This is a genomic window from Methylophaga sp. UBA2513, assembly GCF_002341285.1.
Lineage (GTDB): Bacteria > Pseudomonadota > Gammaproteobacteria > Nitrosococcales > Methylophagaceae > Methylophaga > Methylophaga marina.
This window is the reverse complement of sequence record NZ_DDNT01000022.1, coordinates 49,487-63,266: the sequence shown is the minus strand read 5'-3', so window position 1 is coordinate 63,266 and position 13,780 is coordinate 49,487. Positions and strand designations below refer to the sequence as shown.

Here is a 13,780-nt window from a genome sequence, read left to right as displayed (position 1 = left end):
TAGCTCGTGTATTTTAACACACGCCCAATATTATATTAGTATTTACTGATATTAATTCGTTATAAAAAAGCCGACGTTTGTCGGCTTTTTTTCGTTTAAACGAATGTCGGATAAAATTATTTATCGTCTAAGTTTTTCATGATTCTGTAACCGATAACACCTATCACAACAATGGTCAGTACAACGGATACGATCGCTCCAATAACAACTGCGTCAATATGCATATCTCTTTTCTCCTGAAAAAGACTATCAAAACTCCCAGTCACTCCACTGGGAGTTTTAATATTAATTATTGACCACCACCTAACTGATGGACATAAACAGCTAATTTCTTAATTTCAGTCACAGATAAACGTTCTGTTTCATCACCTTCGTATTCAGGCTCTTCATCCCATTTCTCTGCTTCAATTTTCACTGCAAGCTTCTCATTCCAAGCAGGCATGATAGCAACACGGGTTAAAGGATCAGATGGGTCGTTAACACCGTGCAAAATGGTGTAACGAATTTCTTCTGGATCCCCTGAAAAACGCCAGATTTTGTCGGTTAAGTTTGCTGAGCCAAGTTCATGAATACCTTTTGCATCAGCACCATGACAACCAACACAGCCTTTCGCGTTATACAGTTTCCAGCCTGCTTCAGTCGCTTCTCCGTTAGATAAATTCACAACAAACTTAACTAAGCTATCTACTTCTTCAGGTTTTAGAGTCTTTTGATGAGACATCATCATGCCATGACGTCCTGCTGCTAGAGAAGCGACGATAGTGTTGATATCACCGCCATATAGCCAATCATCATCAGCAAGAATTGGATAACCAGAGTTTGGCGCTGGCACACCACCAGTACCATGACAAGCGGCACAATTATCACCGAATAACACTTTACTTGAACCAACTGCATAGTTACGCATTTCAGTGTCAGCAAGAATTTCTTCAGCTGTCATTGATGCCAGTTTTTCTTCAAACGGTGCTCTAACATCTTGAACCTTAGCTAAATCTTCTTTGTATTCTTTGATTTGAGTCCAGCCCAACAGTCCTTTAGTACTGTCATTAATCAACGGCAGTGATGGATAAAGGATAAAGTAAACCAATACTAACAAACCACTTAAATACAGGGCATTTGTCCACCAGCGTGGTGGTGGGTTTTCTAACTCTCTGATGCCATCCCATTCATGCCCTGTGTCAGGCACTTCATTAGGATTCTTTTTATTATCAGCCATCATTATTTCTCCGAATTTGTATCGTCATCGTCCTGCAGCATGGTGCGGTGAGACTCTATTTTATCTTTGTTTTTTGGATTCAGAACCCAAAAATAGAGCACCACCATCAGTACAAAAATAACTACTGTAAACACCAAGCCAAACCAGTCGGTTGCTGTCATTTCGCTCCAATTAGTATGAAAATACTCTTGAAGTTTACTCACGATATGACCTGCCGGGTTCAAAGTTGACCATTGTTCCCAATACTTGAAGATAAGCCACTAAGGCCTGCATTTCAGTCTTGCCTTCAACTGCTGCTGCCGCATTATTAATTTGCTCATCAGTGTAAGGAACACCCAATACCTTCATAGCACGTAAGCGTTTTTCAATCCCAGGACCATCGATAGTGGCATCATCAAGCCATGGATAGCTTGGCATGACAGATTCAGGAACGACTGAACGTGGATCACGAAGATGCTGAATCTGCCATGCATCGGAGTATTTACCACCAACACGAGCAAGATCAGGTCCAGTACGTTTTGATCCCCATTGGAATGGATGGTCGTATTTTGATTCAACAGCCAGAGAATAATGACCATAACGGTCTTTTTCATCACGGAAAGGACGAATCATTTGCGAATGACACAGATAACAACCTTCACGTTGATAAATATCACGACCCGCTAACTCAAGTGCAGAATATGGACGAACTGTTTTCAATTCTTCATAGTCAGGATGCACTTGATCTTCAAAGGTTGTTTTGAGATAGAATAAAGGCACGATTTCTACGATACCACCCACTGAGACCACAAGTGCTGTTGCTAATACAAGGGCCCAGATATTTTTTTCCAGTTTCTCTTGGAAGGTAACTGGTTTATTAGAATTATGATCAGACATTCCAGTCTCCTTAAATGTTAGCAGCAGTAGCCATTGCAGCCGAAGGCTTAGCAATTGCTCGACGAATAGTCACTGTGACATTGAATAACATGATACAGGCACCTGAGAAGAAGATAAGTCCGCCAACGGCGCGCATCGCATAGTAAGGATGCATTTGAGCCACAGACTCAACAAAGGTGTAGGCCAAGTTACCGTAGTCATCATATGCACGCCACATCAGACCTTGCATGATGCCTGATACCCACATGGCTGTGATGTAAACCGCTGTACCAATCGTAGCCATCCAGAAGTGCAGGTTGACCAAACGAATTGAGTACATAGTCGTTCCCCACATACGTTCTACCATGTGATACAGCGCACCAATAGATACCATCGCGACCCAACCTAATGCGCCCGAGTGAACGTGACCAATAGTCCAGTCAGTGTAGTGTGACAATGCGTTTACTGTTTTTGCGGCCATAACAGGGCCTTCAAATGTTGACATCGCATAGAATGCTAAAGAGACAATCAAGAAACGTAAGATATAGTCAGTACGTAGTTTGTCCCAGGCACCACTTAATGTGAACATACCGTTGATTGCACCACCCCATGAAGGAATGATCATCGCCAATGAAATAGCTGCACCCAATGATCCAGTCCAGTCAGGTAAAGCAGTATATTGAAGATGGTGAGCCCCTAACCAAACGTAACCGAAAACTAAGGCCCAGAAATGGATAACAGATAAACGGTATGAATAAACAGGACGATTCGCTTGCTTAGGTACAAAGTAATACATGATCCCCAAGAAACCAGCAGTCAGGAAGAAACCTACCGCATTGTGTCCCCACCACCATTGAATCATCGCATCTTGCACACCAGCAAACAGTGAATAAGATTTAAACAACTCAACAGGTATAGCCAAACTGTTCACAACGTGGAGATATGTGATCATGACCATCATCGCAATAAAGAACCAGTTTGCTACATAGATATGCGAAACCTTGCGAATTGAAATCGTCATGATGAAATTAAATGTGTAGGCCAGCCAGACTACAGCAATCAAAATATCAATTGGCCATTCTAATTCAGCATATTCTTTAGATTGAGTATAACCAAGAGGTAAGGTAATGACAGCGCTGAGAATAACGAGATTCCAGCCCCAGAATGTAAACCAGGCTAATTTATTGCTCCATAACGGTGTACGGCAGGTGCGTTGCACAATATAGAACGCTGTAGCCATTAATGTAGAACCACCAAAAGCAAAAATAACCGCATTAGTATGTAAAGGACGTAAACGACCAAAACTGATATATGGATTATCAAAATTCAGGACTGGCCAAGCCAGTTCTGAGGCGATATAAACACCGATACCGGTGCCAACGACCAAGTATACGCATGCCATATAGGCAAACCACTTGACCACTTGATAGTTATATTGTTGTTCCGCTTGCATAGCGACCACACCTTCTCTCTTTGGAAAACTCTCTCTCAATTTTGTTGTCAATCACTCAACAAAATTAGGACCCTTTTCTACGTGCCTCAATGAACATCGAAAGCAGTTAGAATTTTACATCAATCAGCTGATTTGCTTCACACCAAAACATTGATCTAGATCAAACGTAGTGTGATAAAGCACAGTGTGCTGTGAAATGCCTCACCCGCACGTAACATGGAATTTTCCTAAGATCAAAATCTCTGGTCAAGTTAATCAGTCTTAACGCCCATAACCAAGCATGATTTTGTATTAAAAAAACAATTAGTTATGTACTTCCATCAAAAAAAAAGAAATATCGGTGACGTCAAGATGAGGGGGGATTGCGGCTTATTATTTTATGTGTGGCTTCAAGGACTAACAATGAGTATTACAGAACGTTCTTCTATCAATAGTAAATTGTATGTATGACAGGCAGAAGATCGTGACATAAACTCAGTACCAATACCTTGTTTATTAAAATATTCGGCCATTTGTAATAACGGAAAAGAGAGGCTGGCATCCGAGGTAAATATAATGACTTCCGGAGCCAGCTCTTTAAGTGCAGACAGAGTGTCTGCTGATAAGTTTTTGATATCACTGACGTCTATATTTTCTAATATTTGGTTTGGCGTCAGTACAAACGCTGCGTCGTATGACGTCAATGTCTGTGTGTTTTTATGTCGAACAGTCACTGACTGTTCTGTATATGAGTGGATTTGGTTATATTCGTGAACCGCTTCCTGACTCAGTTTCATCTGTGTTACTGATATCCTGCCGCGTCGTTAACACGGTCACGCAACTCTTTACCAGGTTTGAAATGCGGCACGTATTTCTCATCCAGCTGAACTGATTCACCGCTTTTTGGATTACGTCCGACACGTGGTGGTCGATGATGTAAGGTAAAACTACCAAACCCGCGAATTTCAATTCTATCTCCTTGTGACAAACTATCACTCATCTGTTCTAAGATGAGTTTAACTGCAAGCTCAACGTCACGATAATTCAATAGAGATTGTTTTTCAGATAAAACTTCAATCAAATCTGATTTGGTCATGTCTTTAAAATTCCTGGAATAATGCGCTAAACACCAATATGAAGTATTGGTTTTAATCTTCTGAATCTATTAGAGAAAAACCCCTGAAAAATTCAGGGGTTCATCTTTAATATGAAAAACGATTAGTTGTCTTTCTGATCCATTTGTTCTTTCAGCAAATCACCCAGTGTTGTGTTGCCTGCAGAAACATTACTGTACTCTTTCACAGCTTCAGATTCTTCTTGATCATCTTTCGCTTTGATAGACAGAGTTAAGGTGCGGTCTTTACGTGACATACCAGTAAATTTCGCTTCGACGTCATCACCTACAGCCAGAATTTTGCTTGCGTCTTCAACACGTTCACGAGCGATATCCGCAGCACGAACATAACCTTCAACGCCTTCAGCTAATTCAATAGTTGCACCACGAGCATCAACAGCAGTCACTTTACCGTTAACAATACTTCCACGTGGGTTTTCAGCTAAATAAGCTGAGAACGGATCGTCTTGTAATTGTTTAATACCTAAAGAGATACGCTCACGTTCTGGATCGATTGCTAAAACAACAGCTTCAACATCATCACCTTTCTTGAAGTCACGAATTAATTCTTCGTTGTCTTCTTCCCAAGAGATATCAGACAAGTGAATCAAGCCATCGATACCACCGTCTAAACCGATGAAGATACCGAAATCAGTGATTGACTTGATAGCGCCACTGACTTTGTCACCCTTATTATGAGTCATTGCAAACTCTTCCCAAGGATTAGTCTGGCATTGTTTGATACCCAGTGAAATACGGCGACGTTCTGCATCAATATCCAGAACCATTACTTCAACTTCATCACCTAATTGAACCAGTTTAGATGGGTGAACGTTTTTGTTAGTCCAGTCCATTTCAGACATGTGAACTAAACCTTCAACGCCATCTTCGATTTCAACGAAGCAACCGTAGTCAGCAATGTTAGTGACTTTACCGTGAATACGTGTGCTGTTTGGATAACGGCGAGCGATATCTTTCCAAGGATCATCACCCATTTGTTTCAGACCCAGAGAAACACGTTCACGTTCTTTATCAAATTTCAGTACTTGAACTTCGATTTCGTCACCGATAGCAACAACTTCAGATGGATGTTTAACACGTTTCCATGCCATATCAGTGATATGTAACAGACCATCGATGCCGCCCAGATCAACGAACGCACCGTAGTCAGTCAGGTTCTTAACAATACCTTTAACCACTTTGCCTTCTTCCAGCGTTTCTAGTAACGCTTCGCGTTCTGCACTGTTTTCTTCTTCCATAATCGCACGACGTGAAACAACAATGTTGTTACGTGGACGATCAAGTTTAATCAGTTTGAATTCGAGTTCTTTATTTTCCAGGTGAGTCGTATCACGGATTGGACGAACATCAACCAAAGAACCAGGAAGGAATGCACGGATATTTTCCAGATCGACGGTGAAACCACCTTTGACCTTACCAGAAATGATACCCATAACGGTTTCACCCGCTTCAAACGCGTGTTCCAATTTAGTCCATGCTTCGGCAGCTTTCGCTTTATCACGTGACAGTTGTGTTGCACCAAAACCATCTTCTAATGATTCCAGCGATACGTCGACTAAGTCACCAACAGAAACAGTCACTTCACCATTTTCGTTCAGAAATTCTGAAACAGGGATAGCGCCTTCTGATTTAAGACCGGCATTGACCATAACAACATCAGGACCTACATTGACTACCGTACCGGTAACAATTTTGCCTGGTTGCATTGGAGTTGAATTTAGACTCTCTTCAAAGAGATCAGCAAAGCTTTCGCTCATTGTTAAATATCCTTGACCCTGTTGAGGAAACAAGATCACCTAATTAATCACTCGCTGATGCGAGATCGTTAAACATCCCATTCGACAAGAATCGAACAGGCACCAAAAATTTAAATTGCACAATAACTGCGCACTTTTTCGTATACTGCAGTAATACCTAATTCGGTAGAATCCAGTATCAAAGCATCCTTAGCAGGTAATAACGGCGCGACTTTGCGTTCACTATCGCGTTTGTCACGCTCCGAGATTTCTGCAATGAGATCGGAAAGGTTACTCTCAATTCCTTTCTCTTTCAACTGCTTATGACGTCTTAACGCCCTTTCTTCTGCACTTGCCGTTAGAAACACTTTAAATTGTGCGTCAGGGAAGACCACAGTACCCATATCACGACCATCTGTGACCAGACCTGGAGCTTGGGCAAAATCACGTTGGCGTTGTAATAAAGCCGCTCTGACAGATGGGATAACGGCCACTTTCGATGCGGCATTACCCGCTTTTTCTGTTCGAATTTGTTGACTGACTTCTTGCCCTTCTAAAAGTACTTTTAGTCCATTTTCATCAAGTTCAAATTGAAGATCTAAGTGTTGCGCTAACTTCATAAGGGCGCCTTCGTGAGAAGCTGGAATCTGGTGTTTTAAACTAGCAAATGCCAATACCCGATATATCGCACCACTATCTAGATAATGCCAACCTAATTCTCTGGCCATCATTTGAGCAATGGTGCCCTTACCAGAACCACTCGGTCCATCAATGGTTAAAATAGGCATATCAGTCATCAATTTCTTCAACCTGCAGGCCGACTTTATTCGCTAACTCGACAAAGCCCGGAAATGAGGTAACCACATTGGCACAATCATTAATCTGAATAGAGCCGCCCGCTTGCAGCCCTGCAATAGCAAACGACATAGCAATTCGATGATCACTATGACTATCCACTTCACCACTACCAATGACACCACCATTGATAACAATGCCGTCAGCTGTGGGTTGTGCATCAATACCCAAAGTTGTTAGGCCATCAGCCATAACTTGTATACGATCGCTCTCTTTTACTCTTAACTCTTCAGCACCGGTGAGGACTGTCTGCCCCTCAGCACAGGCAGCTGCAATAAATAAAGCAGGAAACTCATCAATGGCTAAAGGCACTTGATCTTCAGGAATTTGAATGCCTTTTAGTGGCGCATATTGAATACGAATATCTGCTACAGGTTCACCACCAGTGACTTTTTCATTACTGAGCGTAATGTTGGCCCCCATCTCACGTAAGATATTGATAACACCGATCCGAGTAGGATTAACCCCGACATGCTCCAGGGTAATATCTGACTCTGGAGCGATGGCAGCCGCTACCATAAAAAAGGTGGCTGACGAGATATCTGCGGGTACATCTATTTTTGTTGCTTGTAACTTACCACCACCGACAACTGAAACTGTGCGGCCTTGCTTCTCAACCTGATAGCCCATACCTTGCAACATTCTTTCTGTATGGTCACGTGTTGGTGCAGGTTCTGTTACTGAAGTTTTACCTTCAGCATACAAGCCAGCGAGAAGTAAACACGATTTCACCTGCGCACTGGCCATGGGTAAATCATAGTCGATGCCTTTCAAATGACTGGTCTTATGCAAAGTCAAAGGCGGCTTACCTTCAGTGGTATCGATATTGGCTCCCATTAGAGCAAGCGGATCCGTCACACGCTTCATCGGTCTCGATGACAATGATTTATCTCCCGTCATCGTGACATCAAAGCCTTGACCAGCCAATAGACCTGAGAGCAAACGCATGGATGTGCCACTGTTGCCGAGGTTTAATGCTGTTTCTGGTACTTTGAGGCCGTGCATGCCCACACCATGAATAGTCACATTACCCTTCTCTGGACCGATAATATCGACGCCCATACCACGGAAAGCGGCCAGTGTTGCCAGTGCATCTTCACCTTCTAAAAAACCAGTTACTTCCGTGGTGCCCTCAGCGATGGAACCAAGCATAATCGAGCGATGAGAAATCGACTTATCACCAGGTACTCTTACCTGACCTGTGATTTTACCGCCAGGGTGCACAATATATCGTTTATTAGTTTCACTAGACACGTCAGTTGGTTCCACGTTTATACTTCACTATTATCGATCAAATCAGGATCGGCAAAACGGCTATCTCGCGCTTTCTTTGCCCGTTCGAATACCTCAACCAGATACTCGCCGTCATCCTCTTTAATCGCTTGTTCGATTTTATTGATCCCTTGATGAAACTCATCAAGTAAATCCAGAATAGCTTGTTTGTTAGCTAAACAAATATCTCGCCACATCACTGCATCGCTTGATGCAATTCGGGAAAAATCACGAAAGCCACCGGCGGCATAACGCAAGACTTCATCACAATCATCACGTTGTGCAAGCATCCCCACCAAATTGAAGGCAAGCACATGAGGTAGATGACTGGTAGCGGCTAACACGGTGTCATGATGCTCAACATCCATTTCAAAGACTTCTGCCCCTGTTAGTTGCCACATCATTTTAATTTTTGCTGTTGCTGCTGAGTCTGTTTCACTGACAGGTGTCAGGACAATACGGTGATTTTCATACAAAGTAGCAAATGCAGCCGCTGGTCCGCTTTTTTCTGTACCAGCAATCGGGTGACCGGGAACGAATTGTTTGAATTTATCGCCCAAAGCCTCTCGCGCTGATGAGACGACTTGTGCTTTGGCACTACCACCATCAGTAATGATGGCTTCAGGTCTGATGTGCTCACTCATCTCTGCAAAGACAGATGCCATAGCGCCCATAGGCACGGCAACAAAGACCACATCGGCATCAACAACAGCCTCAGCAATCGAGTCTGCAGCCTTATCTATAATACCTAAAGAGAGCGCCTCTTGTCGGGCTTCATCACTACGTGAATAACCGACAACTTCATTAACGGCCCCTTTTGATTTCAAGGATAAAGCGAGAGAACCACCGATCAGCCCAACGCCTATGACAGCAAGCCGATTAATCATTAACCACGACCCAGAATAGTGGATAGCGCATCAAGAAAACGTTGATTTTCTTCGGCTAAGCCGATGCTCACACGCAGGTGTTGTGGTAAGCCATAGTTAGCCACAGGTCGAACGATGACACCTTCATATAGCAGCTCATCGTAAACTTCAAACGCATTTGTATGAACATTGACTGTAATGAAATTGGCTCGGGAAGGAATGTATTGCAGACCCATTTTTTCAAAGCCAGCAATAAGCTGTTTCATACCCGCTTCATTCACATCACGACTTTGTTGGAGATAAGCTTCATCACCTAGAGCAGCCACTGCCGCTGCTTGAGCTAAATGGCTAACATTAAAAGGCTGTCTGACACGATTGATAAGATCGGCAACTTCGGGGTGTGATAAGGAATAGCCCACGCGTAAACCTGCTAGTCCATATGCTTTAGAAAATGTTCGAGTAATGATGAGGTTATGAAAATCCTGAAGCCAAGGCACTGAATTCTCTTCCATATTCAGATACTCGACATAGGCTTCGTCGAGCACGACCAGTACCTTTTCCGGCACTTTCTCTAGAAATAATTTAATTTTTTCAGGCTCTAACCACGTGCCAGTCGGGTTGTTAGGGTTGGCGATAAAAATAATTTTGGTACGCGGACTAATGGCTTTATGAATAGCGTCCAGATCATAACCATAATCTTTCGCTGGCGTTACCACAGCAGTCGCACCAATAACCTGAGTAACAATAGCGTAGACAGCAAAGGCATGCTCTGAAAATATAATTTCATCACCAGCACCTGCAAAAGCACGCGCAATCAACTCTAAGACATCATTAGAACCATTCCCTAGGGTGATTTGCTCAGGTGCCACTTGATGTTTTTCAGCTAATGCCAGCTTTAATGCGTAACCATTACCATCCGGGTAGCGGGCCATATCTTTTGCAGCCATCGCTACCGCTGCCACAGCTGCTTTAGGAGGGCCGAGCGGGTTTTCATTTGAGGCTAATTTAATGACATTGCGGACACCATATTGACGCTGTAACTCTTCAATCGGTTTGCCCGGAATATAGGGTTGCAGATGCGCCACCCCACTTACTGCAAGATCACAAAAACTCATTTCTGCTCCGTTTTATTTCTGAAGCTATCGAGAATTAACAAAATAGCGCCTACACAAATCGCTGAATCAGCCACATTGAATGCAGGCCAATGATATGTGCCATAGTAGACATCAAGAAAATCAATAACATAACCATGAATAACACGATCAATCACATTACCTAAAGCCCCACCCAGTATTAAAGCAAGAGAGATAGCTTCCAGTTTTGCATCTGCTTTCAGGCGTTTCAGCCAAAACAACAAAACAATACTAACGACGACAGCTAAGCCAGTGAAAAACCATCGCTGCCAACCGCTCTCGCTGGCTAAAAAGCTGAATGCAGCGCCGTGGTTATAAGCCAATGTAATATTGAAGAAGGGCAAAACAGCAATAGACTGATAAAGCTCCAATGCGCTGTTTGCCCACCACTTGCTGAGTTGATCGAACACAATCACCAAAGCAGAAAGATTCAACCATTTCAGCATAATTTCTAGGCGAACTGTCTTTGTTCACCGTCTCCTTCGATATTATCAATACAACGACTACATAGTTCAGGATGGTCAGCATTTTCTCCAACAGAATCCACCTGATGCCAGCAACGTTCACAACGTTTGTGTTCAGACGCTTTAATAGCCACCAAAATCCCAGGCATACTCGTCGAGACTGCTTGCTCGGCTGCTTTATCATCTAAACGGTGAAGACTGACTTTGGATGTAATCAATACAAACTTTAATTCATCCTCTAGCTTGCTCAATAACGCCATAAGACTGTCATCAACGAACAAACTAATTTCAGCCGTTAGACCACCTTTGATGTTACCGGCGTTACGCTGGTTCTCAAGCTCTTTGGCGACGACTTCTCTGACATTGAATACTTGATTCCAAAATGGCAGATCAAACGCTGTTTCCTTATCTAATGGTGCTAATGCATCACTCCAAAGATTAAGTAATACAGACTCATTATGCTCGCCAGGCAGATATCCCCATAATTCATCAGCTGTAAAACTTAAAATCGGGGCGATCCAGCGAACCATCGCTTCCAGGATAAGATACATAGCCGTTTGAGATGAGCGTCGACCTAAGCTATCTGTCTGCATGGTGTACTGGCGATCTTTAGTAATATCCAGATACAAACTACCCATCTCATTCGCACAGAAATTATGAAGCTTTTGATAAATCACATGGAACTGATAGCTCTCATAAGCAGCAAGAATGTCTTGTTGTAAATGATATGCACGATCCAATGCCCATCTATCTAATGGTAGTAAATCATTCACGGCCACCATATTTGTTGCGGGGTCAAAATCATCAAGGTTCGATAATAAGTAGCGAGCGGTATTACGAATACGGCGATATGAGTCAGCTGTGCGTTTTAGTATTTCATCCGATACGGTCATTTCACCACTGTAATCAGCTGAAGCGACCCACAGACGAATAATATCCGCACCGAGATTGTTCATCACTTTCTGTGGAGAAACCGTATTCCCCAGTGATTTAGACATTTTTTTACCATTAGCATCTACAGTGAAGCCATGGGTTAATGCCGCTTTGTAAGGCGCTCCACCGGTTGTTGCCACTGAGGTCAACAATGAAGATTGGAACCAACCACGATGTTGATCGCTGCCTTCCAGGTATAAATCAGCAGGACGGTTTAGGTAATCACGGCGAGCTAAAACACATGCATGAGACACGCCGGAATCAAACCAGACATCCAAAGTATCACTGACCTTTTCATAGTCAGCAGCTTCCGCCCCCAGTAATGCTTCTGGCTCCAAATCAAACCAGGCATCAATCCCCTCTTGCTCTACTTTTTGAGCAACGGTTTCCATCAACTGTTCAGTATCAGGATGTAATTCCCCTGTTTGCTGATGTACAAATAATGGAATAGGCACACCCCAAGTGCGCTGACGAGAAATACACCAATCCGGGCGACCTTCCACCATATTTTCAATGCGTTTTTGGCCCCAAGCGGGCATCCAATCCGTATCAGCAATCGCTTTCATGGCGGCTTGTCGTAAACCATTCTGGTCCATACTGACAAACCACTGTGGCGTGGCACGGAAAATAATCGGTGTTTTATGACGCCAGCAGTGCGGATAGCTATGCTGAATGTCGATATGTGCCAACAAAGCGCCTTTCTCTTTTAAAAGGGCAATAACTTCTGGATTCGCTTTAAATACAGATTGGCCTGCAAAAATTGGCGTGTCAGGTAAAAACACACCATTGCCGCCAACAGGGTTATCAACTTTTAAGTTGTATTTCTGACCAACAACAAAGTCATCTTGACCATGGCCTGGCGCAGTATGCACAGCACCTGTACCCGCATCGGCTGTCACATGATCACCCAAAATAACCGGCACTTGGCAATCATAAAATGGGTGCTGTAACTGCAAACCTTCCAGTTGTTCACCTTTAAAACGTGTGACAACTTCAGCTTCAATTCCATAGCGCTGAAGCGCCGCTTCGTACAAAGACTCAGCCAATACTAACTGCTCACCTTCGGCTTGCAAAAGTACGTAAGTAAACTCAGGGTTAACAGACACGGCTTGGTTGGCAGGCAGCGTCCAAGGTGTTGTCGTCCAGATAGGTAAGCTGACCTTACCCTGTCCTGACTCCCCAACGGCTTGCTCGAAAGCGGCCTGGTCAATGAACTGAAAGCGTACATCGATTGCTGGCGATGTTTTATCTTCGTATTCGACTTCTGCTTCAGCTAACGCCGAACCGCAATCCACACACCAGTGAACAGGTTTCACCCCTTTATGCAGGTGACCTTGTTTGATGATTTCACCCAGAGTACGAATAATGTCAGCTTCAAAGCTGTAATCCATAGTGAGATATGGGTTATCCCATTCTCCCAAGACGCCTAAACGTTTAAAGTCTTCACGCTGACCATCAACCTGTTTCGCCGCGTAGTCACGGCATGCTTGACGGAATTCTTTTGCGGTGACTTTGACACCGGGTTTACCCACTTTCTTCTCGACATTCAGCTCGATAGGTAAGCCATGACAATCCCAGCCTGGAACATAAGGCGCGTCAAAACCACTCAGCGTTTTCGACTTGATAATAATATCTTTCAGAATCTTGTTTACCGCATGCCCGATATGAATATCACCGTTTGCGTAAGGAGGACCATCATGCAATATGAACTGTGGTCTACCTTTAGCTTGCTCACGAATTTTTTCGTAAAGGTTCATTGTTTGCCAATGTTCCAGCATTTGTGGTTCACGATTAGGCAAACCAGCTTTCATTGGAAATTTGGTCGCAGGTAAATTTAGCGTTTGTTTGTAGTCAGCCACAAGATTCTCGTAGAGTAGGAAAAC

General features: G+C 43.3%; 13 protein-coding genes. All 13 read right to left on the bottom strand.

Annotation, left to right across the window (positions count from 1 at the left end; all coding sequences use genetic code 11):
• Positions 1–289: 289 nt before the first annotated feature.
• Entirely contained in the window at positions 290–1,219 is a 930-nt protein-coding gene (gene ccoP, locus B3V56_RS14440) for a cytochrome-c oxidase, cbb3-type subunit III (protein WP_286305198.1), read from the bottom strand.
• On the bottom strand, positions 1,219–1,377 hold the full coding sequence (locus tag B3V56_RS14435) for a cbb3-type cytochrome c oxidase subunit 3 (protein WP_007145726.1): 159 nt from the start codon (positions 1,375–1,377) through the stop codon (positions 1,219–1,221). The genes ccoP and B3V56_RS14435 overlap by 1 nt, the downstream gene beginning before the upstream one ends.
• A 34-nt stretch (positions 1,378–1,411) precedes the next feature.
• Positions 1,412–2,092 carry a cytochrome-c oxidase, cbb3-type subunit II gene (gene ccoO, locus B3V56_RS14430; RefSeq protein WP_286305199.1) on the bottom strand — a complete coding sequence of 227 codons (681 nt, stop codon included), beginning with the start codon at positions 2,090–2,092 and terminating at the stop codon, positions 1,412–1,414.
• Between the two features lie 10 nt (positions 2,093–2,102).
• On the bottom strand, positions 2,103–3,524 hold the full coding sequence (gene ccoN, locus B3V56_RS14425) for a cytochrome-c oxidase, cbb3-type subunit I (RefSeq protein ID WP_286305200.1): 1,422 nt from the start codon (positions 3,522–3,524) through the stop codon (positions 2,103–2,105).
• A 389-nt stretch (positions 3,525–3,913) separates the two neighbouring features.
• Positions 3,914–4,300, bottom strand: coding sequence for an MTH938/NDUFAF3 family protein (locus B3V56_RS14420; RefSeq protein ID WP_286305201.1), 387 nt, complete (start codon positions 4,298–4,300; stop codon positions 3,914–3,916).
• 5 nt (positions 4,301–4,305) lie between these two features.
• The gene (locus tag B3V56_RS14415; RefSeq protein WP_286305202.1) at positions 4,306–4,599 is read right to left on the bottom strand and encodes an integration host factor subunit beta; all 294 of its coding nucleotides are present in this window, start codon (positions 4,597–4,599) and stop codon (positions 4,306–4,308) included.
• Positions 4,600–4,721: 122 nt separating this feature from the next.
• Positions 4,722–6,395 (bottom strand): 30S ribosomal protein S1, encoded by a 1,674-nt coding sequence (gene rpsA, locus B3V56_RS14410; RefSeq protein WP_289284460.1) that lies wholly within the window; start codon positions 6,393–6,395, stop codon positions 4,722–4,724.
• Positions 6,396–6,505: 110 nt separating this feature from the next.
• Positions 6,506–7,171: a (d)CMP kinase gene (gene cmk, locus B3V56_RS14405; RefSeq protein ID WP_289282161.1), complete on the bottom strand. Its 666-nt coding sequence runs from the start codon at positions 7,169–7,171 to the stop codon at positions 6,506–6,508.
• Entirely contained in the window at positions 7,164–8,483 is a 1,320-nt protein-coding gene (aroA, locus tag B3V56_RS14400) for a 3-phosphoshikimate 1-carboxyvinyltransferase (protein WP_286305205.1), read from the bottom strand. The genes cmk and aroA overlap by 8 nt, the downstream gene beginning before the upstream one ends.
• Positions 8,484–8,500: 17 nt before the next feature.
• Positions 8,501–9,388, bottom strand: coding sequence for a prephenate dehydrogenase (locus tag B3V56_RS14395; protein WP_289282160.1), 888 nt, complete (start codon positions 9,386–9,388; stop codon positions 8,501–8,503).
• Complete coding sequence (gene hisC / locus B3V56_RS14390) at positions 9,388–10,482, bottom strand: histidinol-phosphate transaminase (RefSeq protein WP_289282159.1); 1,095 nt, start codon at positions 10,480–10,482, stop codon at positions 9,388–9,390. Before hisC ends, B3V56_RS14395 begins: the two co-directional genes overlap by 1 nt.
• A complete protein-coding gene (lspA, locus tag B3V56_RS14385) occupies positions 10,479–10,946 on the bottom strand; it encodes a signal peptidase II (RefSeq protein WP_289282158.1) in 468 nt (155 codons plus the stop codon). The genes hisC and lspA overlap by 4 nt, the downstream gene beginning before the upstream one ends.
• 5 nt (positions 10,947–10,951) lie before the next feature.
• On the bottom strand, positions 10,952–13,756 hold the full coding sequence (gene ileS, locus B3V56_RS14380; RefSeq protein WP_289284459.1) for an isoleucine--tRNA ligase: 2,805 nt from the start codon (positions 13,754–13,756) through the stop codon (positions 10,952–10,954).
• Positions 13,757–13,780 lie beyond the last annotated feature (24 nt).

What these genes read in the sequence shown, in the direction of transcription:
- hisC (WP_289282159.1), bottom strand. Translation starts at nt 10,482, where the DNA reads ATGAGTTTTTGTGATCTTGCAGTAAGTGGGGTGGCGCATCTGCAACCC.
- lspA (WP_289282158.1), bottom strand. Translation starts at nt 10,946, where the DNA reads ATGCTGAAATGGTTGAATCTTTCTGCTTTGGTGATTGTGTTCGATCAA.
- B3V56_RS14420 (WP_286305201.1), bottom strand. Translation starts at nt 4,300, where the DNA reads ATGAAACTGAGTCAGGAAGCGGTTCACGAATATAACCAAATCCACTCA.
- B3V56_RS14415 (WP_286305202.1), bottom strand. Translation starts at nt 4,599, where the DNA reads ATGACCAAATCAGATTTGATTGAAGTTTTATCTGAAAAACAATCTCTA.
- ccoO (WP_286305199.1), bottom strand. Translation starts at nt 2,092, where the DNA reads ATGTCTGATCATAATTCTAATAAACCAGTTACCTTCCAAGAGAAACTG.
- cmk (WP_289282161.1), bottom strand. Translation starts at nt 7,171, where the DNA reads ATGACTGATATGCCTATTTTAACCATTGATGGACCGAGTGGTTCTGGT.
- ccoN (WP_286305200.1), bottom strand. Translation starts at nt 3,524, where the DNA reads ATGCAAGCGGAACAACAATATAACTATCAAGTGGTCAAGTGGTTTGCC.
- ccoP (WP_286305198.1), bottom strand. Translation starts at nt 1,219, where the DNA reads ATGATGGCTGATAATAAAAAGAATCCTAATGAAGTGCCTGACACAGGG.
- B3V56_RS14435 (WP_007145726.1), bottom strand. Translation starts at nt 1,377, where the DNA reads ATGACAGCAACCGACTGGTTTGGCTTGGTGTTTACAGTAGTTATTTTT.
- rpsA (WP_289284460.1), bottom strand. Translation starts at nt 6,395, where the DNA reads ATGAGCGAAAGCTTTGCTGATCTCTTTGAAGAGAGTCTAAATTCAACT.
- B3V56_RS14395 (WP_289282160.1), bottom strand. Translation starts at nt 9,388, where the DNA reads ATGATTAATCGGCTTGCTGTCATAGGCGTTGGGCTGATCGGTGGTTCT.